This is a genomic window from Aquabacterium sp., assembly GCF_014378415.1.
Taxonomy (GTDB): domain Bacteria; phylum Pseudomonadota; class Gammaproteobacteria; order Burkholderiales; family Burkholderiaceae_C; genus Aquabacterium.
The window spans coordinates 1-26228 of sequence record NZ_JACMNS010000059.1 but is presented as its reverse complement, the minus strand read 5'-3'; the positions used below and the strand labels follow the sequence as shown (position 1 = coordinate 26228).

Annotated in this window: 24 protein-coding genes, 1 tRNA gene and 1 pseudogene; 11 read left to right on the top strand and 15 right to left on the bottom strand. The window is 61.7% G+C overall.

Going from position 1 to position 26228, the window contains the following annotated elements; all coding sequences use genetic code 11:
- The 4 genes and pseudogenes from H7225_RS06030 to H7225_RS06015 form a co-directional block, all read left to right on the top strand.
- Window positions 1-737: pseudogene (locus H7225_RS06030) on the top strand (IS4 family transposase); the annotation flags it as partial.
- Window positions 738-874: 137 nt separating this feature from the next.
- The gene (locus H7225_RS06025) at window positions 875-1555 is read left to right on the top strand and encodes a class I SAM-dependent methyltransferase (RefSeq protein ID WP_290659882.1); all 681 of its coding nucleotides are present in this window, start codon (window positions 875-877) and stop codon (window positions 1553-1555) included.
- 29 nt (window positions 1556-1584) lie between these two features.
- A complete protein-coding gene (locus tag H7225_RS06020; RefSeq protein WP_290659881.1) occupies window positions 1585-4068 on the top strand; it encodes a GGDEF domain-containing protein in 2484 nt (827 codons plus the stop codon).
- Between the two features lie 135 nt (window positions 4069-4203).
- Complete coding sequence (locus tag H7225_RS06015) at window positions 4204-5217, top strand: bile acid:sodium symporter family protein (RefSeq protein WP_290659880.1); 1014 nt, start codon at window positions 4204-4206, stop codon at window positions 5215-5217.
- Between the two features lie 107 nt (window positions 5218-5324).
- Here H7225_RS06015 and H7225_RS06010 read toward each other — a convergent pair whose 3' ends face one another.
- The 12 genes from H7225_RS06010 to aceA all read right to left on the bottom strand — a co-directional run bounded on the left by H7225_RS06010 (window position 5325) and on the right by aceA (window position 16856).
- Entirely contained in the window at window positions 5325-5936 is a 612-nt protein-coding gene (locus H7225_RS06010) for a 3'-5' exonuclease (RefSeq protein ID WP_290659879.1), read from the bottom strand.
- 186 nt (window positions 5937-6122) lie between these two features.
- A tRNA-Pro gene (locus H7225_RS06005) sits at window positions 6123-6199 on the bottom strand.
- Window positions 6200-6227: 28 nt separating this feature from the next.
- Window positions 6228-6740, bottom strand: coding sequence for a MerR family transcriptional regulator (locus tag H7225_RS06000; RefSeq protein ID WP_290659878.1), 513 nt, complete (start codon window positions 6738-6740; stop codon window positions 6228-6230).
- A 69-nt stretch (window positions 6741-6809) separates the two neighbouring features.
- A complete protein-coding gene (locus H7225_RS05995; protein WP_290659877.1) occupies window positions 6810-7172 on the bottom strand; it encodes an integration host factor subunit alpha in 363 nt (120 codons plus the stop codon).
- Window positions 7169-9598, bottom strand: a complete 2430-nt coding sequence (gene pheT, locus H7225_RS05990; protein ID WP_290659876.1) for a phenylalanine--tRNA ligase subunit beta — start codon at window positions 9596-9598, stop codon at window positions 7169-7171. Before pheT ends, H7225_RS05995 begins: the two co-directional genes overlap by 4 nt.
- 26 nt (window positions 9599-9624) lie before the next feature.
- Window positions 9625-10665 (bottom strand): NAD(P)-dependent alcohol dehydrogenase, encoded by a 1041-nt coding sequence (locus H7225_RS05985; RefSeq protein WP_290659875.1) that lies wholly within the window; start codon window positions 10663-10665, stop codon window positions 9625-9627.
- 38 nt (window positions 10666-10703) lie between these two features.
- On the bottom strand, window positions 10704-11741 hold the full coding sequence (locus H7225_RS05980; protein WP_290659874.1) for a phenylalanine--tRNA ligase subunit alpha: 1038 nt from the start codon (window positions 11739-11741) through the stop codon (window positions 10704-10706).
- Between the two features lie 145 nt (window positions 11742-11886).
- Window positions 11887-12249, bottom strand: coding sequence for a 50S ribosomal protein L20 (gene rplT / locus H7225_RS05975; protein WP_290659873.1), 363 nt, complete (start codon window positions 12247-12249; stop codon window positions 11887-11889).
- Window positions 12250-12287: 38 nt separating this feature from the next.
- Window positions 12288-12491 (bottom strand): 50S ribosomal protein L35, encoded by a 204-nt coding sequence (rpmI, locus tag H7225_RS05970; protein ID WP_290659872.1) that lies wholly within the window; start codon window positions 12489-12491, stop codon window positions 12288-12290.
- Between the two features lie 147 nt (window positions 12492-12638).
- On the bottom strand, window positions 12639-13187 hold the full coding sequence (gene infC, locus H7225_RS05965) for a translation initiation factor IF-3 (protein WP_290659883.1): 549 nt from the start codon (window positions 13185-13187) through the stop codon (window positions 12639-12641).
- 111 nt (window positions 13188-13298) lie between these two features.
- The gene (thrS, locus tag H7225_RS05960) at window positions 13299-15218 is read right to left on the bottom strand and encodes a threonine--tRNA ligase (protein WP_290659871.1); all 1920 of its coding nucleotides are present in this window, start codon (window positions 15216-15218) and stop codon (window positions 13299-13301) included.
- A gap of 321 nt (window positions 15219-15539) precedes the next feature.
- Window positions 15540-16856, bottom strand: a complete 1317-nt coding sequence (gene aceA / locus H7225_RS05955) for an isocitrate lyase (protein WP_290659870.1) — start codon at window positions 16854-16856, stop codon at window positions 15540-15542.
- Window positions 16857-17048: 192 nt separating this feature from the next.
- Here aceA and H7225_RS05950 point away from each other — a divergent pair, with 192 nt between their 5' ends.
- On the top strand, window positions 17049-18359 hold the full coding sequence (locus tag H7225_RS05950) for an aspartate aminotransferase family protein (RefSeq protein WP_290659869.1): 1311 nt from the start codon (window positions 17049-17051) through the stop codon (window positions 18357-18359).
- Between the two features lie 79 nt (window positions 18360-18438).
- On the opposite strand, the gene ppa is transcribed toward H7225_RS05950, so the two are convergent.
- The gene (gene ppa / locus H7225_RS05945; RefSeq protein WP_290659868.1) at window positions 18439-18975 is read right to left on the bottom strand and encodes an inorganic diphosphatase; all 537 of its coding nucleotides are present in this window, start codon (window positions 18973-18975) and stop codon (window positions 18439-18441) included.
- Window positions 18976-19181: 206 nt separating this feature from the next.
- Here ppa and H7225_RS05940 point away from each other — a divergent pair, with 206 nt between their 5' ends.
- The 3 genes from H7225_RS05940 (at window position 19182) to H7225_RS05930 (ending at window position 21438) form a co-directional block, all read left to right on the top strand.
- Window positions 19182-19736 (top strand): phasin family protein, encoded by a 555-nt coding sequence (locus H7225_RS05940; RefSeq protein WP_290659867.1) that lies wholly within the window; start codon window positions 19182-19184, stop codon window positions 19734-19736.
- A gap of 185 nt (window positions 19737-19921) precedes the next feature.
- Window positions 19922-20659, top strand: a complete 738-nt coding sequence (gene aat / locus H7225_RS05935) for a leucyl/phenylalanyl-tRNA--protein transferase (protein WP_290659866.1) — start codon at window positions 19922-19924, stop codon at window positions 20657-20659.
- The gene (locus H7225_RS05930) at window positions 20656-21438 is read left to right on the top strand and encodes an arginyltransferase (protein WP_290659865.1); all 783 of its coding nucleotides are present in this window, start codon (window positions 20656-20658) and stop codon (window positions 21436-21438) included. The genes aat and H7225_RS05930 overlap by 4 nt, the downstream gene beginning before the upstream one ends.
- Here H7225_RS05930 and H7225_RS05925 read toward each other — a convergent pair.
- Complete coding sequence (locus H7225_RS05925) at window positions 21417-22130, bottom strand: SIMPL domain-containing protein (RefSeq protein WP_290659864.1); 714 nt, start codon at window positions 22128-22130, stop codon at window positions 21417-21419. The two genes, H7225_RS05930 and H7225_RS05925, sit on opposite strands and share 22 nt — an antisense overlap.
- 246 nt (window positions 22131-22376) lie before the next feature.
- Here H7225_RS05925 and ompR point away from each other — a divergent pair, with 246 nt between their 5' ends.
- Together ompR and H7225_RS05915 are read left to right on the top strand one after the other, a co-directional pair.
- Complete coding sequence (gene ompR, locus H7225_RS05920) at window positions 22377-23111, top strand: two-component system response regulator OmpR (protein WP_290659863.1); 735 nt, start codon at window positions 22377-22379, stop codon at window positions 23109-23111.
- A gap of 9 nt (window positions 23112-23120) precedes the next feature.
- Window positions 23121-24449: a sensor histidine kinase gene (locus H7225_RS05915; RefSeq protein WP_290659862.1), complete on the top strand. Its 1329-nt coding sequence runs from the start codon at window positions 23121-23123 to the stop codon at window positions 24447-24449.
- A 6-nt stretch (window positions 24450-24455) separates the two neighbouring features.
- On the opposite strand, the gene ispF is transcribed toward H7225_RS05915, so the two are convergent.
- On the bottom strand, window positions 24456-24938 hold the full coding sequence (ispF, locus tag H7225_RS05910; RefSeq protein WP_290659861.1) for a 2-C-methyl-D-erythritol 2,4-cyclodiphosphate synthase: 483 nt from the start codon (window positions 24936-24938) through the stop codon (window positions 24456-24458).
- Window positions 24939-25248: 310 nt separating this feature from the next.
- On the opposite strand from ispF, the gene H7225_RS05905 reads away from it, so the two are divergent.
- On the top strand, window positions 25249-26228 hold a 980-nt coding region (locus H7225_RS05905), incomplete at its 3' end, for an ammonium transporter (RefSeq protein ID WP_290659860.1).

Here is a 26228-nt window from a genome sequence, read left to right as displayed (position 1 = left end):
CGAGAGCCTGCGCGACATTGAGGCCAGCTTGTCGGCCAATGCCAGCAAGCTCTATGCGATGGGCTTTCGCTCGGTGGTCAAACGCTCGACCCTGGCCGATGCCAACGAATCGCGCAACTGGCTCATCTGGTCCGACCTCGCGGCGGTGCTGATCCGGCGCGCCCGCAAGCTCTACTCGGACGATTGTCTGGGCGTCGATCTGGACAACACGGTCTATGCGCTGGACTCCAGCACCATCGATCTGTGTCTGAGCCTGTTCGAGTGGGCGCCGTTCCGATCCACCAAGGCCGCCATCTAGCTTCACACTCGGCTGGACATGCTCCGCTTCGAGGCCGGCGCCTTCTATGTGATGGATCGCGCCTATGTCGACTTCGCGCAGCTCTAGACGCTGCACCAGAGCGGCGCCTTTTTCGTCACTCGTGCAAAGTCGACGATGGATGCCAGGCGCGTCTACTCGGGAAGCGCCGACGGATCGCACCACCGGCATCATCAGTGATCAGCAAGTCATGCTCAACGGGCACGACTCGGGCAAGAAGTATCCCGAGCATTTGCGCATCAAGCATTTTCTGGGCAACAGCGAGACCGCTGTGAAGACGCAGGTGTGGTGCGCCGTGGCCACTTACGTGCCCATCGCCATCGTCAAGAAGGCGCCTCAACTCGATGCATCGCTCTGTACATGTCTACAGATCTTGTCGGTCTCGGTTTTCGAGAAAAACCAGCTTTCATGCGCCTTGCAGGCCAACTCAGCCGACTCCGCCATGCCAAATTCCGCCAACCAATTGAATTTGTTCAACTTTTGCGCGGTCCGCCCCCCCTCAAAGCCTGGCGCCCCACGATCAAAGCGTCGCGCACAAGCATCTGCCATCATTCACCCATGCCCCTCACCCCCACCGACCTCACCCGCATCGCCACCACCACCGTCGACCACTACAACCAGCAGGCCGAGCAGTTCTGGCATGGCACGCGCGACCACAACGTCCGCCAGAACATCACCGCCCTCCTCACCCGCATCCAGGCGCCCGCCCCCTTCTCAATCTTGGACTTCGGCTGCGGCCCCGGCCGTGATCTGGAAGCCTTCGCGCAACTGGGCCACCACGCCATCGGCCTGGACGGCGCCGAGCGCTTCGCCGAGATGGCGCGCGCCCACACGGGTTGCGAGGTCTGGCACCAAAGCTTCCTGGCGCTCGACCTGCCGCCCGCGCATTTCGACGGCATCTTCGCCAACGCCTCGCTCTTCCACGTGCCCGGCCAGGAGCTGCGGCGCGTGCTGAAAGAACTGCACGCCACGCTCAAACCCGGCGGCGTGCTCTTCAGCTCCAATCCGCGCGGCCAAGGCCAGGAGGGCTGGAGCGGCGGCCGCTATGGCAGCTACCACGACCTCCCCGCCTGGCGCGATCACCTCACGGCCGCCGGCTTCACCGAGCTGACCCACTACTACCGCCCCGAAGGCCTGCCGCGCGAGCAACAACCCTGGTTGGCCAGCGTGTGGCTCAAGGCTTCGCCCCAAACGGCCGATATAGAACGGACACCGGAACAGCCCCCTGCGGCTCCATGAATGCCGACCAACCTTGACAGGCTTCGTTCGTGACCACATCCGCCACTGTCGCCACAGAGGACGACGCCAAACCACCCCCAGCGCCTCCCGCCCGTCAGGAAAAGCTGGCCGATGCCGCCGCCTTGCAGCGCCAGGGCATCAAGCGCTTCTGGCTGACCCTGCCCGCCATCGGCGCGGCGCACGCCCTGTTGTTCCTGTCGGTGTCCCTGGGTTATGCCGAACTTCGGCCGGTAAGTTGGGTGCTGGCCTACACCTTGGCCACCACGACTTGCACTTTCTTGCTGCTCCACAGCAAGATCGCCCTGCGTTCGCGCGACCCGATGCTGATCTACCCGCAGGTGCTGTTCAGCGTGGGGCTGGTGGCGCTGACCTACGCCCTGGTGCCGTCGGCGCGCAGCGCGGTGCTGCAGTGGCTGTGCCTGATCATCGTGTTCGACATGCGCCGCCTGCCCAAGCAGCAAACCTTCACCGTGGCCGCGCTGGCCATGCTGCTGCCGGCCCTGGGCATGCTGGCGAGTTGGCACTGGCAGGCGCCGGGCAGCGTTCAACTGGCCGATGAGCTGGTCAAGCTGGCCTTGAGCGGCGTGCTGGTGCCGGTGCTGCTGGTGATCTCGGCCTTTGGCCGATCGCTGCGCAAGCTGCAGATCAAAACCAAGGAAGACATGGTCGCGGCCCTCAAGCAGCAGCGCCAACTGACCATGCGTGATGGCCTGACGGGCTTGTACAACCGGCGCCACATGTCGGGCTTGCTCGACGATGAAGCGCAGCGCCTGCGGCGATCGGGCCTGGTGTTTTGCCTGGCCATCCTCGACATCGATTTCTTCAAGCGCGTGAACGATCAGCATGGCCACGCCATGGGCGATGTGGTGCTGCAGCAGTTCGCGGCGCTGGGCCTGCAAGCCTTTGCCGACCGGACTGATGCACTGGCGCGTTGGGGGGGCGAAGAGTTCCTGGTGCTGATGCCCGAAACGAATGAGGCGCAAGCCCACGCCGCGCTCAGCCACCTGCGGGACCTGGTTCACGCGCACGACTGGTCGCAGCACCAAGCCGGTTTGGCGGTCAGGTTCTCGGCGGGCCTCAGCCAGCACGTGATCAGCCGCAGCGTGGACCAGACGCTGGACCTGGCCGACCAGGCCTTGTACCGCGCCAAGGCCCAGGGGCGCGATCGCATCGAGCCGCCCGCGCAGGCCGAGGCGGCCTTTCAAGCAAGCGCCCCGATCAAGGCTCAAGCACCTCAGCAGGCCTCGGCGATCGGCCGTGCAGCGGCCACGGTGGTGCACCTGGCCGAGCCTGCACCGCCTGCCGCCCCCAAGCCAGGCCGTAGCCGCGAGCCCAAGCCCGTGCGGGGCCTGGCCGCCCTGCTGCTGGGCCCCAATGAGAAGATGCATGCGGGGCTTCGCCAGTGCCTGGTGGTGTCGGGCATCTACTTCACGGCAGTGCTGTTCGTGCTGTTCTTCCTGATCCCGGGGGGCTTCATCAGCCGCGAGCATGGCATGTGGCTGGCCATCAGCGACGCCTTACCGGGCATCATCCCCTACCTGATGGTGCGCTCAGGCATCACCGCCAAGTGGGCCGACCCCGGCATGGTGCTGCAGCAGATCGTCTGGGCCTGCCTGCAGGTGTCCATCAGCTATGTGGTGGCACCGGCCTCGCGGCCATACGACCTGCAGGTGCTGTGCGTCTGCCTGGTGTTCGGCTTTGCCTCGCTCGGACCAAGCCGCACCGTCGCGGCCGGCGCTGCCGCCATTGGCCTGTTGCTGGCCGCCTTCATCACGCTGGTGGTCACCAAGCCGGCAGAGTTTGTGCTGGGCCAGGAGCTGATGCACATGGTTGGCACGGCCATCGTGCTGTGGCTGCTGACCTGGCAATCGCGCAACTTCAGCCTGGCGCGGGCCCGGCAGAAAGAAGAGCGCCAGGCACTGGCCACCACGATGGCACAGGTCAACCAGTTGCTGACCCACGATGCCTTGACCGGCATGTTCAACCGCCAGCACATGCAGACCTTGCTGGAGCGCGAATGCGAGCGTGAGCAACGATCCGGCCGCAGCTTTGGCGTGGCCCTGATCGACCTGGACCACTTCAAGCGCATCAACGATGGCCACGGCCACCAGGCGGGTGACGAAGCGCTGGTGGGCTTTGCCCGCAGTGCCCAGCAGGTGCTGCGCGAGACGGACATCATCTGCCGCTGGGGTGGCGAAGAGTTTTTGGTGCTGCTGACCGACACCAACACCGGCGCCGATGGCCAGCAGACGCTGGAGCGCCTGCGCGAGCACATTGGGCAGCAGCGCCTGTGCACCAGCGCGCCGTCATGGCAAGTGACTTTCTCGGCGGGCCTGGCCCTGCACCGGGCCGATGAGCCCTTGTCAGCCCTGCTGGAACGCGCCGATCAGGCTTTGTACGCGGCCAAGGCCAACGGCCGCAACCGCTGTGTGTTGAGCGAAGAAGCGGCCGTCAGCGCAGAGCCTCCGCGGCCAGTTCACGAACTCACATCGCCCGCCGCTCAAAGCGCCTGACAGGGAGGGCTTGCAGGTTGACGCCGCCGATTCAGTCCCGGCTTGGCGGCACAGCCTGTCTCATCCGGTGCATGAATTCAGCGCGGAAGGCACTAACCTTGCGTTTTTGCCGTTTGTTGGCTTCTTGACCTGACCATGATGATGCGACGACACCCCAAAACGCAACGCGGCGCCGCTGACGGCTTCCTCGTCGGCATGATCGCCGCCGTGTTGCTGGCTTCCCTGCTGCCCCAATTGGGCAAAACCGGGGGCACGCTGCACCTCGATCAGGTGGGCAATGTCGGTATTTTCCTGGTGTTCTTTCTGCACGGCATGGGCCTGTCGACCGACAGCCTCAAGCAAGGCGCCTCGCTCTGGCGGCTGCACCTGGTGGTGCAGGTGTGCACGTTTGTGGCCTTTCCGCTGTGGTGGTGGTTGCTGAGCCTGGGCTTGGGGCCTTACATCCCGCACGATCTGTGGTTGGGCTTCTTTTACCTGGCCGTGCTGCCCTCCACCGTGTCGTCCTCGGTCACGATGACGGGGCTGGCGCGGGGCAATGTTGCCGCCGCCATCTTGAACGCCACGCTGTCGACCTTGCTGGGCGTGTTTTTGACGCCCTTGCTGGCCAGCCTGGTGTTCAGTGGCCACAGCGGCACCGGCCAGGGCATGGACCTGGGCGACACGATGCTGAAGGTGGCGCGCATGCTGTTGTTTCCCTTCGTGCTGGGCCAGTTGCTGCGCCCCTGGTGGGGCAACTTCTTCAAAAGCATCAAGTCCAAAACCACGCTGGTGGACAAGGGTGTGATCCTGCTGCTGGTGTGGTGCTCGTTCAGCGATTCGGTGGCCGATGGTCTGTGGAGCAAGCATGGGCTGAGCCTGATCGCCATCACCCTGGTGGGCGCGGCCTTGTTCCTCTTCCCTATGCTGTGGTTCACCAAGCGCGTGGCCAAGGCCATGGGCTTCCCGGTCGAAGATGAGATCGTGGCGGTGTTCTGCGGATCGAAGAAAACGCTGGCCTCGGGCGTGCCCATGGCGCGGCTGCTCTTCGGGGGTGACCCGGCGCTGGGCGTGCTGGTGTTGCCCATCATGTTCTATCACCAGCTTCAACTTTTTGTGTGCTCGCTGATGGCGCGCCAATACGCGGCGCGCACCAAGGCACAGCGGGAGTAGACCGCGAGGCCCAAGCCCCTGCTCATCCCTGTGGGATCTACGCAGGTCGCAAAAGGGTGAGATCCTGCAGGTGCTTCTGTTCGCCGTGGGCCCTCAGGCCCCGACCGCTATGGCAAGTCGGGTTGGGCCAGCTTCAGGGCGTCCAGCACCTTGAGCGCGGCGTAGGCATCATTGGCGGCGTACAGCAGCTGCTTGTCCGTCAGTTCACGCGCCTCCCAGTTGGACGTGGTCGTCTTCTTGGACTTCTGGAAGTACTGCTTGAACACCACACCCACCGCCGCCCGCACACCCATTGAGTTGTTGTAGCCCTCTTGGCGGAACACGCTGTTCAGATCAAGCACCGTCTGAAGCTGGACGCCCAGCTTGGCGTGGATCTGCCCTTTGTCCGACTGCAGCCCGAAACCGACCTTGAGCACCTTGTCAGAGTGCAGCAGCTCGGTCAGGAAGGGGTGCCCCTCGCTGCGGTGCGGCTGAAAGATGAAGGCCTTGTCGCTCAAGGCGAACTGCACCACGTGCGGGCCTTCGCTGACCTCGCCCATCGTGAAGGTGGGCTTGGATTCGGTGTCGAAGCCCGCCCGGCCTGCCGCCAGGATTTCGTCAAACGCCGCCGCAAACTCGGCCTGGGTTCTGAGCACGAAGATGCGGGCCAAGGGCAAACCTGGAAACGGCGGCATCACCGCGGTCTCTTCCTTGGTCGGGGCCATTTTTCTCAGGGACAAGGGATGCTCCAGATGTCACGGAACTGCCTCATTTCGCAGCACAGAAAGCGCTTGCCTGGGGAGGGACGCTTTACCCCGCACTTGCCAACAAGGTTATCCACAGAAGTCGGGGATAAGTCGGTCATCAAGGTAGCCCAGAAACACGAAAGGGTTAGTAGGCGCTAACCTACTAACCCTCGTGATGCTTGGTCGGGACGGTGGGATTCGAACTCACGACCCCTTGCACCCCATGCAAGTGCGCTACCAGGCTGCGCTACGCCCCGAAGACTTCAATTATAGCATGAATTTTTGTCATTCCAGCAATTCACGGATCGACAGCAATGCTTCGCGCAGCTGTTCCACCGCCTGCGGACTGGCCTTTTGCACCTCGCGCACATCCGGCCCCAACCAGGCGGTCTCAGGCGATGCATGCACCACGCGCTGGGACGTGGCAGGCGCACGCGTACCGGCTTGCAAGGCCACAGCGGGGTGCTGAGCAGCCACCTCATCCAAAGGCTCGACCTCGTCGCACAACATGGCGGGATCCAGCTTGGGCAAGGCGCCACGGGCACCCAGCTCGGACAGGCGATTGCGCGCCCCGCTGATGGTGAAGCCCTGGTCGTACAGCAACTCGCGGATGCGGCGGATCAGCAGCACCTCGTGGTGCTGGTAATAGCGCCGGTTGCCGCGCCGCTTCATGGGTTTGAGCTGGACGAACTCCTGCTCCCAGTAGCGCAGCACATACGGCTTGACCAGGCAGAGTTCACTCACCTCACCGATGGTGAAGTAGCGTTTCGCGGGAATTGGCGGCAAGGCGCTGTCCATGGTCGTCAAAAGGCCCGTGTTGGCAATTTCCCGATCTAAATCAACAAGATCGGTGAAAGGCCTGAGACTTTACTCCAACTCTTCCTCGGTGGGTAAGTCTCCTTGCACCATGCCCTTGAGCTTCTGGCTGGCGTGGAAGGTGACCACATGCCGTTCGGCGATGGGAATGGCCTCCCCCGTGCGGGGATTGCGCCCCGGACGCGGCGCTTTGCGCCGGATCTGAAAGTTGCCAAAGCCCGACAGCTTGACGTCCTGGCCTTGGTCCAGCGTTTCATGCACCAGCTCGAAAAATGCCTCGACCATGTCCTTGGACTCGCGCTTGTTCAGGCCAAGCCGGTCGAACAGCATCTCGGACAGGTCGGCCTTGGTCAGCGTGGGCGTCTCCAGGGTCGGCAGCAGCACGTGCACTTCAGGCAGAATCTTGTCGCTCATGACCGCACCCGCGCACTGACGCGTTGAGACAAGGATGCCAGCACGCCCTTCAAGGATGCCTCGATGCGCTCGTCGGTCAAGGTCTGCTCGTCGTCACGCAATTCAAGGCGCACCGCCAGGCTGCGCTCGTTGTCGGCCATGCCGGCCACGGCGGCCTTGGGCTTGTAGATGTCGAACAGGCGAGCGCCACGCACCAGGCCCTCAGAAGGGGCCTCGGTGATGGCTGCCATCAAGGCATCGTGCGTGATGCTGTCGTTCACCACCAGGGCCAGATCACGGTAGACCGACTGCAGGCGCGGCACCGCCTGGAAGGATGGCACCACGCGCTGAGTCAGCACGTCGGCATCGAGCTCAAACAGCACCGGGGCCTGGGGCAACTCGTAGCCCTGACGCCATTTGGGGTGCAATTCGCCCACGAAGCCCACGGATTGACCGTCCAGCTCTACGCGGGCACAGCGCCCGGGGTGAAAAGCCGGGTGCTCTGCGGCCACAAAACGCGGCTGACGCGGCGCCAGCAAGGCCTCCACATCGCCCTTCACATCGAAGAAATCAACGGCGCGCGACGCGGCGCTCCATTGCTGCACATCGGCCGGGCCATAAGCCAGGCCCGTGACGCGGACGGGCTGGTCAATGCCCGCCACGGTTTGGTCACTGTTGATGACGGAGGCATCGCGCTTGAACACGCGGCCAACCTCGAAAATGCGCACGCGGTCGGCCTTGCGCGAGAGGTTGGTGCGCAGCACTTCGACCAGGCTGCCGACCAAGCTGGAGCGCATCACGCTCAAGGGGCTGGCGATGGGATTGAGCACACGGATCGGGTTTTCATTGCCCGCCAGCTCGCGCTCCCAGCGCTCTTCCACAAAACTGAAGTTGATGGTCTCTTGATAGCCCCGGCTGGCCACCGAGCGCCGCACCGCGAACAGGCTGCGCCTGGCTTCGGGCAGCACCTGCGCCTCAATGGGCGCCTTGGGCGGGCGCTTGGGCAATTGGTCAAAGCCAATCACGCGCACCACTTCCTCGATCAGGTCCTCCTCGATCTGCAGATCAAAGCGCCAGCTTGGTGGAATCACCACCAGGTGCGTGTCGCTGCCCTTGGCCTGGGTGCTGTAGTGCAGGTCCAGGCGCGTGAACACCTCCTGGCATTGCGCCAAGGTCACCGGCATGCCGATCACACGCTGGGCGCGCGACAGGCGCAGCGTCACAGGCGGGCGTTCGGCGGCCTTGACCACCTGGTCATCGACCGGGCCAGCGTGGCCACCGCAAATGTCCAGGATCAACTGGGTGATGCGTTCGATGGCTTCGACCGTGGGGGCCGGATCCACACCACGCTCGTAGCGGTGCGAGGCATCGGTCGAGAAGTTGTAGCGGCGTGCACGGCCGGCAATCGACTTGGGCCACCAGAAGGCCGCTTCCAGGTAGACATTGCGCGTGTCGTCGCCCACCGAGGTGGCGTCGCCGCCCATCACGCCGGCCAATGATTCGACCTGCTGCTCATCGGCGATCACACCAACGTGCTCGTCCAAGGTCACGGTCTGGCCATTGAGCAGTTTCAAGGTTTCGCCAGTTTGCCCCCAGCGCACCGTCAGGCCGCCATGCACCTTGTCCAGGTCGAACACGTGCGAAGGCTGGCCCAACTCGAACATCACGTAGTTGGAAATATCGACCAGGGCCGACACCGAGCGCTGGCCACAACGGGCCAGGCGGTCCACCATCCAAGCGGGCGTGGCCGCTTTGGGGTTCACACCACGGATGACACGACCGGCAAACCGACCACACAGGTCAGGCGCCGTGACCTTGACAGGCAGGCGGTCGTCGATGGTGGGCACCACGTGCTTGATGGTCAGCTTGTGCAACGGCGAACCGGTCAGGGCCGCGACTTCACGGGCCACGCCCTGCACGCTCAGGCAGTGCGCCAGGTTGGGCGTGAGCTTGAGCGTCAGCAGCGTATCGTCCAGCATCAGGTAATCGCGGATGCTGGTGCCCACGGGCGCGTCCAGCGGCAGGATGTGCAGGCCCGAAGCTTCTTCAGCCACGCCCAGTTCGCGCGCCGAGCAAAGCATGCCCTGGCTCTCAACCCCTCGCAGCTTGCCCAGCTTGATCTTGAAGGGCTTGCCATCGGCGCCCGGCGGCAATTCGGCGCCCACGGTTGCACAAGGCACCTTGATGCCCACCGCCACATTGGCCGCGCCACACACGATTTGCAGCAGCTCGCCCGTGCCCGCGTCCACCTTGCAAACATTCAAACGGTCGGCATCCGGGTGCTTGGCCACTTCCAGCACCAGCCCCACCACCACGCCCGTGAAAGGAGGCGCCACCGGCTGCTGCTCTTCCACCTCCAGACCGGCCATGGTCAACAGATCGGCCAGTTGCTGGGTGTTCAGGTCAGGGTTGCAAAACGAACGCAGCCAGGACTCGGGAAATTGCATGAGGGATCCTTGGGAAATCTATTAAATCAAGCTTGCACGAAATCGGCGTCCAGCACCACGCGGTAACGGGCCTTGCCGGCGCGCAGGTGGTCCAGCGCTTCGTTGATGCGGCTCATCGGGAAATGTTCAGTTTGTGGCGCGATGCCATGGCGTGCAGCAAAGGCCAGCATGGCGTCGATGTCGGTGCGCGAGCCCGTGGGCGAGGCCGACACGCTGCGTTGCGCGGCCATCAGGCTGCGCGTTTCAACGGGCATCGCTTCGGTCTGCACACCCACCAAGTGCAAGCGGCCATTCGGCGCCAGCGTGCCCATGATGGCCTTCCAATTCAGCATCACATTGACGGTGACCAGCACCAGGTCCAGCTGCCCCGCGATCTGCTTCATGGATGCCGGGTCAACGCTGGAGACCACGCGGTGCGCGCCCAGTTGCAAGGCCTCGTCGCGCTTGGATTCGGACGAGGTGAACGCCGTCACCTCGCAACCCCAGGCCCGCCCAAACTTCAGGGCCAAATGGCCCAAACCACCAATGCCCACCACGCCGATGCGGTGCGTGGGCTTGACGTCATAGGTCAGGAAAGGCGAGAACACCGTCACACCGCCACACAACAAAGGCCCGGCCTTGCTGGCATCCAGGCCTTCAGGGATGGGTGCGACCCAAACCCAATGCGCCCGCACCCGTTCGGCAAAGCCGCCGTGGTGACCGATGATGGTCGGCTGCACCTTGCGGCAAAGTTGCTGAAGTCCGCTCAGGCAAGGATTGCAATGAGTGCAACTGGACGAGTTCCAGCCCAGGCCCACGCGCTGCCCCAGCGTCAAGCCCTTGGCCGACGAGCCCAAGGCGACCACGCGGCCAATGACCTCGTGGCCACCCACCATCGGGTAAGGCGCCACGCCCCATTCGTTGTCGATCAGGGACAAGTCGGAGTGACACAGGCCGCAGTGCTCAACCTGAATCTCAACCTCTTCCAACCCCAGCGGGCCCGGCTCGTAGTTGAAAGGCTCAAGCGGTTGCTTCGCGGCATTGGCGGCCCAGGCTTGAATGGACGTGGCAGCGGTGTTGGTCGTCATGGCTTCGGGTCCTTGTGCGGTGGCGTCGTCTTAAAGCTTCACTGGAACTGCGAGAGAAAGCGCAAATCGCCTTCGTAGAACAGGCGCAGGTCATTGACCCCATAGCGCAGCATCGTCAGGCGATCCGGCCCCAGGCCGAAGGCAAAACCGATGTACTTTTCAGGGTCCAGGCCAAAGTTGCGGACCACATTGGGGTGCACCTGGCCCGAACCGCCCACTTCCAGCCAACGGCCCTTCAAGGGACCGCTGGCGAAAGCGATGTCCACCTCGGCCGAAGGCTCGGTGAAGGGGAAGAACGAGGGCCGGAAACGGATGTCCAGGTCGTCGGTCTCGAAGAAATTGCGGAAGAAATCGGCGAACACCGCCTTCAGGTCAGTGAAGCTCACGGCCTCGCCAATCCACAGGCCTTCGCACTGGTGGAACATGGGCGAGTGGGTGGCATCGCTGTCCACCCGGTAAGTGCGGCCTGGCGCGATCACTCGGATCTCGGGGATGCGCTCGCCACGGCCCACGGCTTCGGCGTGCTGCTTGACGTGCTGCACCGCGTAACGCACCTGCATCGGGCTGGTGTGCGTGCGCAGCAGGTTGCCGCCTTCCACATAGAAGGTGTCGTGCATGGAGCGCGCGGGATGGTCTTCCGGCGTGTTCAAGGCCGTGAAGTTGAACCAGTCGGTCTCGATTTCCGGGCCATCAGCCACGGCAAAACCCATCGATCCGAAGATGGCTTCCATGCGCTCCAGCGTCAGCGACACCGGGTGCAGGCCACCCTCGCCGCGACGGCGTCCGGGCAGGCTCACGTCCAGGCTTTCGGCGCGCAGCTGCAAAGCCAACTCCTCATCGGCCAGGGCCTGACGGCGAGCGGTCAAGGCCGCTTCCACCTGCTGCTTGGCCTGGTTGATGGCGGCGCCACGCGTCTTCTTGTCTTCCACGCTCAACGCGCCCATGCCCTTGAGCAGCTCCGTCAGGCTGCCGGACTTGCCCAGAAAGCGCGCTTTGGCGTTCTCCAGATCGGCAGGGGTGGCGGCAGCGGCAAAAGCCTCAGCGGCAGATTGAACCAGTTGTTCGAGATCGTTCATTTCGTCGCGGTCTTCGTCGTGTTTTTCGTCGCGCTTTGGTCTAAATGCGTCGAAAAAAAAGGCCGGACACGGGGTCAGGCCTTTGTGAAAATTCGGCTGAAAAATTCAGCCGAATCGTTTCAGCATGGTGTGCTGTGCAAGGCTATCAAGCAGCGGCCAACTTGGACTTGGCGATCTCAACCAGGCTTGCAAAAGCAGCCGGGTCATTGATGGCCATGTCGGACAGAACCTTGCGGTCGATCTCGATCGACGCTTTCTTGATACCGGCCATGAACTTGCTGTAAGTCAAGCCCAGTGAACGGCTGCCGGCGTTGATCCGGGCAATCCACAAGCGACGGAACACGCGTTTCTTGGCACGGCGGTCACGGTAGGCATATTGCCCAGCTTTCATGACCGCTTGCTTGGCAATGCGGAAAACGTTCTTGCGGCGACCGCGGAAACCCTTGGCAAGGGCTAGGACTTTTTTGTGACGAGCACGGGCTGTTACACCACGTTTAACGCGAGGCATGGATGAATTCCTTCAGGCGATGAATCAAAATCAAAAAATCAGATACCAAACCCGGGCAACATCTGTGCGACGGAGCTCATGTTGGTTTCATGCACGGCAGTCGAACCACGCAAGTGGCGCTTCGTCTTCGTGGACTTCTTGGTCAGAATGTGGCGCTTGAAGGCGTGACCGCGCTTGACGGTACCACCCGGACGCACGCGAAAACGCTTCTTCGCACTGCTCTTGGTCTTCATTTTGGGCATGTTCTGCTCCTTTTAAATTGTTCCTGACAGGCGCCGCGAACTTCTCCGCGTCTTGATGGCCTGCAGGCACTTCGAACCCACGGAGACGGCGACCAAACCTTCTCCAGGGCAAACACCACCGGTCGCCCGGAGGGTGTCATCTCTGCATCACTTCTTGCGCTTCGGACCCAGAATCATGATCATCTGGCGCCCTTCGAGCTTGGGCATGTTCTCGACCACCGACACATCGGTGAGCTCATCACGCACACGCTCCAGCAACCTCATGCCGATGTCCTGGTGGGTGATTTCTCGGCCCCGATAGCGCAAGGTCACTTTGCCCTTGTCGCCATCTTCCAGGAACTTGCGCAGATTGCGCATCTTGATCTGGTAGTCGCCTTCGTCCGTGCCCGGGCGGAACTTGACTTCCTTGACTTCGATCACCTTCTGCTTGAGCTTGGCGTCGTGAGCCTTCTTCTGCTCCTGGTACTTGAACTTGCCGTAGTCCATCAGGCGACAGACCGGCGGCTCAGCCGCGGCGGCAATTTCGACCAGGTCCACATCGGCTTCGGCAGACATGCGCAAGGCGTCCTGGATGCTCACGATGCCCAAAGGCTCGTTCTCAATCCCGTTCAACCGAACCTCTAGCGCAGTGATCTCACGATTCAGCCGGTGCTTGCGCTCAACATTGGGCGTCCGGCGGTCAAAAAAGTTAGCGATCTCGAATTCCTTCAGGCCACGGGCTCTTCAATGGAGCTCGCACCAGTCAACTGTGAAACACGCGTCCCGGAAAGCGAAGCTGGCGTGGGCTGAAAACACCCACGCGTCACCTCAAGCCTTGCTGGCGATGTCTTGAGCAATCCTCTGGGAGAAGCTGTCTAACGACATCACACCGAGGTCTTGATTGCCCCGGGCGCGCACGGCGACGGCACCAGCATCCTTCTCTTTGTCACCGACAACGAGGATGTAAGGCACCTTTTGCAGCGAATGCTCACGGATTTTATAGGTGATTTTCTCGTTACGCAAATCCAATTTGACCCTAAGTCCTTGTTTCTGCAATGCTTTGGTCACTTCTTTGACGTAATCGGCCTGCGCATCGGTGATATTCATGACCACAACCTGGGTGGGCGCCAGCCAAACCGGCAGCGCGCCGGCATGCTGTTCGATCAAAATCCCGATGAATCGCTCCAGGCTGCCCAGGATGGCGCGGTGCAGCATCACGGGATGCTGACGCTCGCTGGTGTCGGTCACGTATTCGGCGTTCAGGCGCTGTGGCATCGAGAAGTCGACCTGGATGGTGCCGCACTGCCAGTGGCGGCCCAAGGCGTCTTTCAGGGTGTATTCGATCTTGGGGCCGTAGAAAGCGCCCTCGCCCGGCGCGATCTCGAAGTCGCTGCCGGTGGCGCGCAGGCTTTCGATCAGGGCTTGCTCGGCTTTGTCCCAAACCTCGTCGCTGCCAATGCGGGCCACAGGGCGCGTGGCCACCTTGTAGATGATGTCGGTGAAGCCGAAGTCCAGGTAGACCTTCTGCAGCAAGGCTGTGAAATCGACGCACTCTTGCAGGATCTGGTCTTCGGTGCAGAAGATGTGGCCGTCGTCCTGGGTGAAGCCGCGCACGCGCATGATGCCGTGCAGTCCGCCGGTGGGCTCGTTGCGGTGGCACTGGCCAAACTCACCGTAGCGAACTGGCAGGTCGCGGTAGCTCTTGATGCCCTGGTTGAAAATCAGGATGTGGCCCGGGCAGTTCATGGGCTTGAGGGCGTAGTCGCGCTTTTCACTCTCGGTGGTGAACATGTTTTCGCGGTACTTGTCCCAGTGGCCGGTCTTCTCCCACAGCGTCTTGTCCAGGATCTGTGGGCCCTTGACCTCCTGGTAGCCGTTGTCGCGGTAAACGTGGCGCATGTACTGCTCGACCGCCTGCCACACCGTCCAACCATTGGGGTGCCAAAAGACCACGCCCGGCGCGTGCTCATCGATGTGGAACAGGTCGAGGTCGCGGCCCAGTTTGCGGTGGTCGCGCTTTTCGGCTTCTTCCAGCAGGGTCAGGTACTTTTGCAGGTCGTCCTTGCTGGCCCAGGCCGTGCCGTAGATGCGCTGCAATTGCTCGTTGCGATGGTCGCCACGCCAATAGGCGCCCGCTACCTTCATCAGCTTGAAGTGCTTGAGCTTGCCGGTGCTGGGCACGTGGGGCCCGCGGCACAGGTCGGTGAAAGCGCCTTCGCTGTACAGCGACACGTCCTGGTCGGCCGGGATGCTTTCGATGATCTCGGCCTTGTAGTGCTCGCCCAGGCTTTTGAAGTAAGACACGGCCTCATCGCGCGGCAACACGCGGCGCTCAACCTTCTCGTCCTTCTTGGCCAGGTCGCCCATCTTCTTTTCGATGGCGATCAGGTCTTCGGGCGTGAAGGGTCGCTTGTAGGCAAAGTCGTAAAAGAAGCCGTTCTCAATGGTCGGGCCGATGGTGACCTGCACCTCGGGGAACAGCTCTTTGACGGCGTAGGCCAGCAAGTGGGCGGTCGAGTGACGGATCACGTCCAGACCGGCGGAGTCCTTGTCAGTGATGATGGCCAGCGACGTGTCAGCGTCCATGAGGTAGCTGGTGTCCACCACGCGTGCGCTCTCGCCCTGCCCCACCCGACCGGCCAAGGCGGCTTTGGCCAAGCCGGCACCGATGGACGCCGCCACCTCGGCGATCGTGACCGGGCCAGGGAATTCGCGCTTGGAACCGTCGGGAAGCTGGATGGAAATCATGGTGAAACCTGTCGATGTTTTGTGGGGCGTGCGCAAACACACAAGCAAGAGCGCAGACCAATGAAAAAGCGCGGTGGGTGCCGCGCTTTTTTGAATCAGATGCGAATAAGCAATTGAAGCAGCGGCCAGCCTTTTAGACCTCGGTGGAGGTCTTCGTCAGGGTGGTCGTCGTTCGCGGTGTCATAACCGTGATTGCCTTTCTCGCTCTTGCTGGATGGATCGGATTGCCAATATTTTAACCCCTTCCACATCAAGGACGCATGAAAAAAGCCCCGGGCTTGCGCCAGGGGCTTTTGATCGCACTTGGATCGAAGGTTCGATTCAGTGGAACTGTTCTTCTTCGGTCGAGCCAGTCAGGGCTTTCACGGAAGACGAACCACCTTGGATCACGGTGGTCACGTCGTCGAAGTAACCAGCGCCAACTTCTTGTTGGTGCGACACGAAGGTGTAACCCTTTTCGCGAGCAGCGAATTCTGGCTCTTGAACCATTTCGGTGTAGTGCTTCATGCCTTCGCCGTTGGCGTAGGAGTGAGCGAACTGGAACGTGTTGTACCAGTTGATGTGGATGCCAGCCAGCGTGATGAACTGGTACTTGTAGCCCAGGGCCGACAAGTCCTCTTGGAACGAAGCGATTTGCTTGTCGTTGAGGTTCTTCTTCCAGTTGAACGAAGGCGAGCAGTTGTACGACAGCAGCTTGCCAGGGCAGGCAGCGTGCACAGCTTGCGCGAATTCACGGGCGAAGCCGATGTCAGGCACGCCGGTTTCACACCACACCAAGTCAGCGTAGGGAGCGTAAGCAACGCCACGGCTGATGGCTTGCTCCAGACCGTTCTTGACGCGGTAGAAGCCTTCTTGGGTGCGTTCGCCAGTGACGAAACGCTTGTCGTTGTCGTCGCAGTCGCTGGTCAGCAGGTTGGCAGCTTCAGCATCGGTGCGGGCCAGCACGATGGTGGACACGCCCATCACGTCAGCAGCGAAACGAGCAGCCTTCAGCTTTTCGATGGCTTCACGGGTAGGAACCAGCACCTTGCCGCCCATGTGGCCGCACTTCTTCACGGCAGCCAATTGGTCTTCGAAGTGAACACCAGCAGCGCCCGAAGCGATCATGTTCTTCATCAACTCGAAAGCGTTCAACACGCCACCGAAACCGGCTTCAGCGTCAGCGACGATCGGCAGGAAGTAGTCAATGAAACCTTCGTCGCCTGGGTTGATGCCACGGCCCCATTGGATTTCGTCAGCACGCTTGAACGTGTTGTTGATGCGGCGAACCATGGTGGGCACCGAGTCGTACGCGTACAGCGATTGGTCGGGGTACATGGTTTCCGACGTGTTGCCGTCGGCGGCGACTTGCCAGCCCGACAGGTACACGGCTTCCAGGCCAGCCTTGGCTTGTTGCATGGCTTGACCGGCGGTGATGGCACCGAAAGCGTTGACGTAGCCCTTCTTGGCGCCGCCGTTGACCTTGTCCCACAGCTTTTCAGCGCCGTTCTTGGCCAGGGTGTACTCAGGCTGCAGGCTGCCGCGCAGACGCACGACGTCAGCTGCGGAGTAGCCGCGCGTGACAAGCTTCCAACGGGGGTTTTCAGCCCAGTCTTTTTCGAGGGCGGCGATCTGTTGTTCGCGGGTGAGTTTCGTCATGACATCTCCGGGGGAGGTTGGTGGGTACGAGGAAAACCCGTGATTCTACAGAGTTCAGCGGAAATTTCAAAGACTTATGTCTTATATAAGACCCAATTTTTCAGCGCCACGCCGTCTTGTCCATTTTTGGGCATGAAAATGGCATTACGAACCCAATGCTGTAGGGTGACTTGAAAAGACATGGAGCACAACGTGAACCCAAACATGGACGCCTTCTGGATGCCATTCACGGCAAACCGGGAATTCAAACAGTCACCGCGCATGCTGGCCAAGGCCAAGGGCATGCACTACTGGACGCCCGAGGGGCGCGAGATCCTGGATGGCACGTCGGGCCTGTGGTGCGTCAATGCTGGCCATGCGCGGCCTCGCATCGTCGAGGCCATTGCCCGCCAGGTGGAGGAGATGGACTACGCGCCGCCCTTTCAGATGGGCCACCCGCTGGCGTTCTCGTTGGCAGAACGGTTGGTCAAGCTGACGCCTGAAGGCCTCAACAAGGTGTTCTTCACCAACTCGGGCTCCGAGGCCGTGGACACCGCATTGAAGATCGCCATCGCCTACCATCGCCTGCGCGGCGAGGGTCACCGCACCCGTTTGATCGGGCGCGAGCGGGGCTACCACGGGGTCAACTTCGCGGGCACAGCGGTGGGTGGCCTGGGGCCCAATCGCAAGCTGTTCGGCAACTTGGTCACCGGCGTGGACCACTTGCGACACACCCACGACTTGGCACGCAACGCTTTCACCAAAGGGCAACCCGAGCACGGCGCCGAGCTGGCCGACGACCTGGAACGCCTGGTGACGCTACACGACGCGTCCACCATCGCCGCCGTCATCGTCGAGCCCATGGCCGGTTCGACCGGCGTGCTGCTGCCGCCCAAAGGCTACCTGCAGCGCCTGCGCGACATCTGCGACAAGCACGGCATCCTGCTGATTTTTGACGAAGTGATTTCAGGCTTTGGCCGACTGGGCTCACCCTTCGCTGCGCAACATTACGGCGTGACACCCGACCTGCTGACCGCCGCCAAAGGCATCACCAATGGCGTGATCCCCATGGGCGCCGTTTTTGCCAAACAAGCCATTCACGACACGTTCATGCAGGGCCCGCCAGCCGCGATTGAGCTGCCGCACGGCTACACCTATTCAGCCCACCCCATGGCCTGTGCCGCCGCCCACGGCACACTGGACACGTATGAAGAAGAAGGCCTGTTGACGCGGGGCGCGCAATTGGAAGGCAAGTTTGAAGAAGCCTTCCACAACCTCAAAGGCTTGCCCCACGTGGTGGACATCCGCAACACGGGTGCAGTCGTCGCGGTTGAGTTCGCCCCTCGCGCTGGCGCCGCCCCTGGGCGCCGGGCCTTTGGGGCCTTCCTGGGCTGCTGGGAAGAAGGCGTGCTGGTGCGCGCGGCGGGCGACAACATCGCCATCTCGCCGCCACTGATCATCAACGACGACCAGATCGATCAGATTGCCTCGACCCTGGCCAAGGCGATCAAGCGCCTGGAATAAACAGCGCGTTCAGCCAACAAAAAAACCGCCAAAGCCCTCACAGGCTCGGCGGTTTATTCATGCAGGCTTGATGGAAAAATCAGGCGTGCTTTTGGTTGTAGTTGGCAATGCCTTGGGTGACTTCAGCCTTGGCATCGTCAATGCCAGCCCAACCCTTGACCTTCACCCATTTGCCGGGCTCCAGATCCTTGTAGTGCTCGAAGAAATGCTGGATCTGCTTGAGCAGCAGTTCGGGCAGGTCGTCGGTCGACTTGATCTTGGAGTACATGGGCAAGATCTTTTCAGTGGGCACGGCCACCAGCTTGGAGTCGCCACCAGCTTCGTCGTCCATCTTCAGGATGCCCAGGGGACGGCAGGCCACAACCACACCCGGAGGCAGTGGGAAAGGCGTCACGACCAGCACATCGACCGGATCGCCGTCGTCGGCCAAGGTTCGGGGCACGTAGCCGTAATTGCACGGGTAGTGCATCGCGGTGCCCATGAAACGATCGACAAAAACCGCACCGGTTTCATGGTCGACTTCATACTTGACCGGATCGGAGTTGGCCGAGATTTCGATGATGACGTTGAACACATCGGGTGCCTTGGCACCGGGGGGGACTAGCAGCAGGCTCATGATTAATCGATCAGGAGTGTGAGGATTCGAAGAAGCCAAGTGTAGGCCAACAAAAACCGAGCTTTTACCCACTTTTTGCTGCACCGCACAAAAACCACTTGCAATGTGTTTGCAGATCCATATAATTACGGGTATGTTGCAGCGCAACAAAGCATTTTAATCACTTGGCGCAGCGACTTAACCCATTCATCTTACGGAGATATGACATGCTGACCGCTGAACAACTCATGGCCAACCACAAAGCCAACATTGCCACTCTGATGGATCTGGGCCAAAAGGCTTTTGAAGGCGTGGAAAAATTGGTCGAACTGAACCTGCAAGTGGCCAAAGCCACGCTGGATGAAGTGTCCGAGCACACCAAGGCTGTCTTGTCAGTGAAAGACGCCCAGGAGTTGTTGGCCCTGAACACCAGCCTGCTGCAACCGTCCGCTGAAAAGGCCGCCGCCTACAGCCGTCATTTGTATGACATCGCCTCCAGCACCAGCGCTGAAGTCAGCAAGGTTGCCGAGGGCCAAATGTCCGAAGCCCAGAAAAAATTCATGTCTGTGGTGGACAACGCCGTGAAGAACGCGCCCGCCGGCACTGAAAACGCCGTGGTGTTGGTCAAGTCGGCCGTGGCCGCTGCCAACAACGCGTTTGACTCGGTACAAAAGGCTGCCAAGCAGGCTGCTGACGTGGCCGAAGCCAACTTCCAAGCCATCTCCAACACCGCCGTCAAGGCCTCTCAAGCTGCCACGGCCAAGCCCCGCAAGGCTGCCTGATCAGCCACACGGTCGAGCCCGAAAGCCAATTACCTTGCGTTTGGCTTTCGGCGCCCGACCCGAGAGATGCCCTTGCACCACAAGGGCACTCACTGAAAGGTTGTCTCCTCGGTACCTCCTGAAATTCGTTCAAGGTACCCTTAAGCCCGGTGGTTCGCCATCGGGCTTTTTTTCGATCAGGGACCATGATCACTTGGCTTAACGCTCTCGACCCGTTTCCCGATACCGTCAATGCCTGGGGTGCCGACACCGACGCCCCCGGCCTGTTGGCAGCCGGTGGCGATTTGAGCGTTGCACGCCTGAGCGATGCCTATCGACATGGCATCTTCCCCTGGTTCAGCGAAGGTCAACCCATCCTCTGGTGGACGCCTGACCCGCGCATGGTGCTGCCCGTGGACGAGTTCAAATTGAACCGATCCCTGCGCAAGACCATCGGCAAATTCCTGCGCACACCGGGTTGCGAAATCCGCATCGACTTCGCTTTTGATCAGGTCATCGAGGCTTGCGCCAACGCGCCGCGCCAAGGCCAGAACGGCACCTGGATCGTGCTCGCCATGCAGGCCGCCTACAAGCGCTGGCATGCCGCCGGTCAGGTGCATTCGTTCGAGACCTGGATGGATGGCAAGCTGGTGGGCGGCCTGTACGGCATCAGCCTGGGCCAGATGTTTTACGGCGAGTCGATGTTCACCCGGCAGGCCGACGCGTCCAAGATCGCGCTGGCCGCACTCGTGTGCTTTTGCCGTGCCCACGGCATCACTACCATCGATTGCCAGCAACGCACCAGCCACCTGGCCTCGCTGGGCGGGCGCACCTGGCCTCGCGCCGAGTTTGAGGCCCATTTGAGGGGGGCCGTCGATCTCAAGGGGCCTTCAGTTTGGGCCTATGATGATTCATTTTGGTCCCACCTGGATTTGGCAGCGTGACGCACCTCAAAGACCTCCCTCTGGCCTCCTTGCAGTTTTACGCCACGGCGCCCTACCCTTGCAGCTACCTGGATGGCAAGGTGGCAAGGTCGCAGGTCGCCACGCCCAGTCACATGATCAACGCCGATGTGTACTCAGGCTTGGTGGCCAACGGTTTTAGGCGCAGCGGCATGTTCACCTACCGCCCTTATTGCGATGGTTGCCAGGCCTGCGTGCCTTTGCGGATCCCGGTAGAACGCTTTGCGGCCAGCCGCAGCCAACTTCGGGCCTGGAAGTCGCACCAAGGCCTGGAGGCGCGTGTGCTGCGCCTGTGCTTCACACCAGAGCATTACCAACTCTACTTGCGCTACCAGGCCGGCCGCCACAAAGGCGGCGGCATGGACCATGACTCGGTCGATCAGTACACCCAGTTCCTGCTGCAAAGCCGCGTCAACTCAAGGCTGGTGGAGTTTCGCGAGCCGCCGCAGGAGGGCCAGGCCCAGGGTGCGCTCAAGATGGTATCGATCCTGGACATCCTCAACGATGGCCTGTCAGCGGTCTACACCTTCTACGAGCCAGAAGCCAACAAGAGCTACGGCACCTACAACGTACTTTGGCAGATCGACCAGGCTCAGCAATTGAACCTGCCGCACGTTTACCTGGGCTACTGGATCCAGCAGAGCCGCAAAATGGCCTACAAGACGCACTTTCGGCCACACGAGACGCTCAAGGGCGGCCAGTGGCGCGACGAACCCTCGCCCGAGGCCACCCCCGCCCATCACTTGCTCAAGACCACCTGACCCGACACGGTCACGGTGAGCACGCCTTTGCCCGGCTCGACCGGCAAGGCGGCTTCGGCCGCGTCAGCTGATTTGGCACGCATGGCCATCATCATCGGGCGGCCTTGAAAACCGGGCTCGCCAGTCTGAACGTTGACTTCGCCCAGCGAGTAGCCGTTGAAGCCGAAGTTCTTGGCCAACTCGCCCGCGCGGTTGCGAAAACGGTTGATGGCGTCGGCCGTGGGCGCCGATTCATGCTGCTCACGCAGGGCGCGTGACAGGCCATAGCTCACGTTCACCACATTGAGCTGATTCAGCTTGCCAGCCGTTTGCGAAATGCGCGTGGTGTCGGTGCCCTCCAGCACCAGCTGCGCCGTGCCCTGCCAACCATTGATGCGGCCGTTGTTGCCATAACGCGGATTGATCGCGAAATAGCCGGTGCGCACCTCCATGGCGCCTGCCTGGGCTGAGCGCTTGGCTTCGGTCAAGGCGGCGTCCAAGGCTTGCTTGAGGCTGCTCTGCACTTCAGCGGCCTGAGCGCCTTCGCGGTTGGCCTGCAAGGTGACGGCCAACAGGTCCTGCGTGACCTCCTGAGTGGCCGTGGTCTGAAAGCTGACCACATTGGCACGAAGCGGCTCTGCAGCTTGAGCCACCGACGCGCTCGCGGCCAACAGAGCCGAACTCAACAACATGGGGACCAAATAACGAGGCATGAGGGCTCCTGACAACATGGTTTTTTGAATCCAGCCAACGAACAGAGGTCCGCGGCCAAGGACTCATGCAATCTAACGCGTCAGGGCCTGCCCACGCTGACTCCGGGGCTTTTTACCGCATGTCAAGCCCCTCTTGACGCCCAAGCCCCAAGAGCGCAAGATTTGTAACAAGGGGTCAGAGCACCGGTTTTTGCCCATGCAAAGTGCGCACAATCCCGGCTTGTTACAAATTCCGAGGAGAGACGGATGACCACAGCGAACACCCAACGCCCAGATCGAATTCTGGTGGTGGACGACGACGCCCGCATCCGCGACCTGCTGCGCCGCTACCTCAGCCAGGAGGGCTTCGAGGTCCTGCTGGCCGAAGATGCCAAGGCGCTCAACCGACTGCTGACCCGTGAATCTGTCGACCTGATCGTACTGGACCTGATGCTGCCCGGTGAAGACGGCCTGTCCATCTGCCGCCGCCTGCGCGCCGCCAACGACAGCACGCCCATCATCATGCTGACCGCCAAGGTCGAGGACGTGGACCGCATCGTGGGCCTCGAAGTGGGCGCCGACGACTACATGCCCAAGCCCTTCAACCCGCGAGAGCTGCTGGCCCGCATCCACGCCGTGCTGCGCCGCCGCCCTGCCCCCGAGGCGCCCGGCGCCCCAGCCAAGGATGCACAAACCGTGCAGTTCGGCCCCTTCGAGTTCGACCTGGCTTTGCGCCGCTTGAGTAAGGAAGGCGAGCCCCTGGCCCTGACCACTGGCGAGTTCTCGATGCTCAAGGCACTCGTGCGCCACCCGCGCCAACCCCTGTCACGCGACAAGTTGGCGCAACTGGCCCGTGGCCGCGAATTCGAACCCTTTGACCGCAGCCTTGATGTGCAGATCTCGCGCCTGCGCAAGATGATCGAGCCCGATCCCTCACAGCCCCGCTACATCCAGACGGTCTGGGGTGTGGGTTATGTGTTCGTGCCGGACGGTGGGGCTTGATGGTGGCGCATGCGTAGAAATCGTTTCGCGCTCAGTCTGTTCTGGCGGACGTTCATCCTTCTGGCCCTGCTGCTGACCTTGGGCATCGTGGCCTGGGTTCAAACCTTCAAGGCCCTGGAGTTCGAGCCACGCACCGTGCAAGCTGCGCAACAAGTGGCCAGCTTGGTCAATTTGTCTCGCGCGGCCTTGCGCTACGCCGACAGCATCAACCGTGTCACGCTGATCAAGACCATGTCCGAGCAGGAGTCGATCATGCTCAAGGCGCGGGAGCCGTCGGATCAGTTTGAGCCCTTTGAAGTCAACCGTTTCACCAATGCGATCGGCAAGGAGTTGCGTTCGCGCCTGGGGCCCACCACGGTGGTGGCCAGCAGCGTGAACCATGTGCCAGGTTTGTGGGTGGGCTTCCAAATTGAGCGGGACAACTATTGGTTGCAAGCCGACACATCGCGCATCGAGCCCATGACCGGGCGCACCTGGTTCATTTGGGTGGGCATTGCCTTCATCGCCACGATTCTGGGGTCGGCCACGATTGCCCGGCTGATCAACCAGCCGCTGAAAGAGCTGTCGTTCGCCGCCAGTCGCATCAGAGAAGGTGAATACGACTCCGTGCTGGACGAGTCCATGATCACGCGCGAAATCCGCGAGGTGAACCAGGGCTTCAACCGCATGGCGCGCGAACTGGCCAAGGTGGACGAAGACCGCGCGGTGATGCTGGCCGGCATTTCGCACGATCTGCGCACGCCACTGGCCCGCATCCGCCTGGAAGCCGAGATGAGCGTGGTCGACGAAGAGGCCAAACGCAACATCGCGGCCGACATCGACCAGCTGGACGCCATCATCGACAAGTTCATGGACTACGCGCGGCCCGGCGATGTCACGCTGGTGCCGGTGCATGTGTCGTCGGTGGTAGACAAGGCCATCAGCCAGTTCCGCGATACCAAGCGCATCCGCATCGGGGCCAAGTTGCCCATCGATACCAAGGTGATGGCCGACGAGACCGAGTTGGGCCGGGTGCTGACCAACCTGTTCGAGAACGCCCGCCGCTATGGCCGCAACACCTACACCGGCGTGGCCAATGTAGAGGTCAGCTACACGCGCTCAGGCTCTTGGGTGCTGTTGAGCGTGCGCGACCACGGACCCGGTGTGGCCGTGGAAAAACTGGCACAACTGACCACGCCGTTCTTCCGAGGTGATGCCGCGCGAACGGCCGCCACAGGCGCAGGGCTGGGCCTGGCGATTGTAGAAAAAGCACTCCAGCGCATGGGAGGCCAGCTGGACCTGGGCAATGCGCCAGGTGGTGGCTTGGTGGCCCACATCAGGCTGAAGCGGGCACCTTGATTTGACTTACGCCTTCTTCACCAGAAGGCAGACGGCCCGGGCCTCGATCGCCCGGCCTTCGCCCACCGGGCCCATTTTTTCAGCGGTTTTGGCTTTGACGTTGACGGACTCAACGCTCACCCCCAGTGCGGCGGCGATTCGCTCGCGCATGGCCTCAATGTGGGGCGCCATTTTGGGCGCCTGGGCCACGATGGTGCTGTCTACATTGCCCACCATCCAGCCTGCCTGAGCCACCCGGCGAACGGCCTCTTGCAACAACGCCACCGAATCAGCGCCTTTGAACGTTGGGTCGGTGTCGGGAAAGTGGCGGCCAATGTCACCCAGGCCCGCCGCGCCCAACACGGCGTCGGTGATGGCATGTAGCAGCGCATCGGCATCAGAATGCCCCAGCAAACCATGGGTGTGCTCGATGATGACGCCACCCAGGATCAAGGGCCGCCCCGTCACCAGCGCGTGCGTGTCCCAACCTTCTCCAACTCGAATCGTCATCTCAGTCCTCTGGCAGGCCCTGGTTTGTCAGGCTGGCGCTATTTTGAGCCCAGCCACAGTGGACCACGTAATGTGGAGGAAGTGTCGTCACGGCCAATGCACCAAATTGGCTCAAAACCCCATCAATGCGAACCGCCAGTATCGCCTTGAGCCCAAAATCAGGGCGAATAAGGCGCACAACAACGAGACACTGCAACACCAAACTGGCCCATTTTTTGCTTTTATTGGTGCATAGCTTGATTCATCAACGCATTCGACCCCAAGTCGGTGCGTTTTTTCTTCTTCAGTTCACTTCGAATTTGGGCATGTCATGGAGTCATCGAAACAAGGCATGGATGCGCTGTTCATCCTGCTGGGCGCAGTCATGGTGTTGGCCATGCACGCCGGATTTGCATTTCTGGAGTTGGGCACGGTGCGCGGCAAGAACCAGGTCAATGCCCTGGTCAAAATCCTGGTGGACTTCTGCGTGTCCACCATCGCGTATTTCTTCGTGGGCTACACCGTGGCTTACGGCGTTGACTTCTTCAGCGGTGCCGAGGTGCTGGCCCAGAAGAATGGCTACGAACTGGTCAAGTTCTTCTTCCTGCTGACCTTTGCTGCGGCCATCCCAGCCATCATTTCGGGCGGCATCGCCGAGCGGGCCAAGTTCCATCCTCAGATGCTGGCCACGGCCGTGATCGTGGGTCTGCTGTATCCCTTGTGCGAAGGCGCGGTGTGGGCCAACAAGTTCGGCATTCAGACTTGGATTGCAAGCGTCACGGGCGGGCCCATGCACGACTTCGCCGGTTCGGTGGTGGTTCACGCCTTTGGCGGCTGGATTGCGCTGCCCGCCGTGCTGATTTTGGGCGCGCGGCGCAACCGCTATCGCAAGGACGGCGGCATGTCGGCCCACCCGCCCTCCAGCATCCCCTTCCTGGCCTTGGGATCTTGGATCCTGGCAGTGGGCTGGTTTGGCTTCAACGTGATGAGCGCGCAGACCATCGACAAAATCTCAGGCCTGGTCGCGGTGAATTCGCTGATGGCCCTGGTGGGCGGCACCTTGATGGCGGCGTTGCTGGGCAAGAACGATCCTGGCTTCGTCTACAACGGCCCCTTGGCCGGATTGGTGGCCGTGTGCGCAGGCTCAGACGTCATGCACCCTGCGGGCGCTTTGGCCGTGGGGGCCATTGCCGGCGCCATCTTCGTGTTCATGTTCACGCTGACGCAAAACAAATGGAAGATCGACGATGTGCTGGGCGTGTGGCCGCTGCACGGACTGTGCGGCGTGTGGGGCGGCATCGCAGCGGGCAT

Excerpts from the sequence above, each read along its gene's own strand:
- H7225_RS06025 (WP_290659882.1), top strand. The coding sequence starts at position 875 with ATGCCCCTCACCCCCACCGACCTCACCCGCATCGCCACCACCACCGTC.
- H7225_RS06015 (WP_290659880.1), top strand. The coding sequence starts at position 4,204 with ATGATGATGCGACGACACCCCAAAACGCAACGCGGCGCCGCTGACGGC.
- H7225_RS06000 (WP_290659878.1), bottom strand. The coding sequence starts at position 6,740 with ATGGACAGCGCCTTGCCGCCAATTCCCGCGAAACGCTACTTCACCATC.
- H7225_RS05995 (WP_290659877.1), bottom strand. The coding sequence starts at position 7,172 with ATGAGCGACAAGATTCTGCCTGAAGTGCACGTGCTGCTGCCGACCCTG.
- pheT (WP_290659876.1), bottom strand. The coding sequence starts at position 9,598 with ATGCAATTTCCCGAGTCCTGGCTGCGTTCGTTTTGCAACCCTGACCTG.
- H7225_RS05985 (WP_290659875.1), bottom strand. The coding sequence starts at position 10,665 with ATGACGACCAACACCGCTGCCACGTCCATTCAAGCCTGGGCCGCCAAT.
- H7225_RS05980 (WP_290659874.1), bottom strand. The coding sequence starts at position 11,741 with ATGAACGATCTCGAACAACTGGTTCAATCTGCCGCTGAGGCTTTTGCC.
- rplT (WP_290659873.1), bottom strand. The coding sequence starts at position 12,249 with ATGCCTCGCGTTAAACGTGGTGTAACAGCCCGTGCTCGTCACAAAAAA.
- rpmI (WP_290659872.1), bottom strand. The coding sequence starts at position 12,491 with ATGCCCAAAATGAAGACCAAGAGCAGTGCGAAGAAGCGTTTTCGCGTG.
- thrS (WP_290659871.1), bottom strand. The coding sequence starts at position 15,218 with ATGATTTCCATCCAGCTTCCCGACGGTTCCAAGCGCGAATTCCCTGGC.
- aceA (WP_290659870.1), bottom strand. The coding sequence starts at position 16,856 with ATGACGAAACTCACCCGCGAACAACAGATCGCCGCCCTCGAAAAAGAC.
- ppa (WP_290659868.1), bottom strand. The coding sequence starts at position 18,975 with ATGAGCCTGCTGCTAGTCCCCCCCGGTGCCAAGGCACCCGATGTGTTC.
- H7225_RS05940 (WP_290659867.1), top strand. The coding sequence starts at position 19,182 with ATGCTGACCGCTGAACAACTCATGGCCAACCACAAAGCCAACATTGCC.
- aat (WP_290659866.1), top strand. The coding sequence starts at position 19,922 with ATGATCACTTGGCTTAACGCTCTCGACCCGTTTCCCGATACCGTCAAT.
- H7225_RS05925 (WP_290659864.1), bottom strand. The coding sequence starts at position 22,130 with ATGCCTCGTTATTTGGTCCCCATGTTGTTGAGTTCGGCTCTGTTGGCC.
- ompR (WP_290659863.1), top strand. The coding sequence starts at position 22,377 with ATGACCACAGCGAACACCCAACGCCCAGATCGAATTCTGGTGGTGGAC.
- H7225_RS05915 (WP_290659862.1), top strand. The coding sequence starts at position 23,121 with ATGCGTAGAAATCGTTTCGCGCTCAGTCTGTTCTGGCGGACGTTCATC.
- ispF (WP_290659861.1), bottom strand. The coding sequence starts at position 24,938 with ATGACGATTCGAGTTGGAGAAGGTTGGGACACGCACGCGCTGGTGACG.